Source organism: Leifsonia sp. SIMBA_070 (assembly GCF_046534635.1).
Lineage (GTDB): Bacteria > Actinomycetota > Actinomycetes > Actinomycetales > Microbacteriaceae > Leifsonia.
Genome location: NZ_JAWRYK010000285.1, coordinates 1 through 271, shown reverse-complemented (window position 1 = coordinate 271; position 271 = coordinate 1). Strand labels below are relative to the sequence as shown.

1 protein-coding gene is annotated in these 271 nt (G+C 69.4%); it reads left to right on the top strand.

The window, feature by feature from the left end; all coding sequences use genetic code 11:
- A partial coding sequence (locus SB754_RS20375) for a DNA gyrase subunit A (protein ID WP_410784179.1) occupies nucleotides 1–271 on the top strand: 271 nt, incomplete at both ends.

Below are 271 nucleotides of genomic sequence, written 5' to 3'. Positions count from 1 at the left end.
TGCGGCCCGACCGCGGACACGTCAAGAGCGCCCGCGTCGTGGGCGACGTCATGGGCAAGCTGCACCCGCACGGCGATAGCGCCATCTACGACGCACTCGTGCGTCTGGCGCAGGACTTCGCGATGCGGGTCCCCCTCGTCGACGGTCACGGCAACTTCGGATCCCTCGATGACGGCCCCGCCGCCTCGCGTTACACGGAGGCCCGCCTCGATCGCGCCGCCATGCGTATGACCGAAGACCTCGGCGAGGACGTCGTCGACTTCGTGCCGAA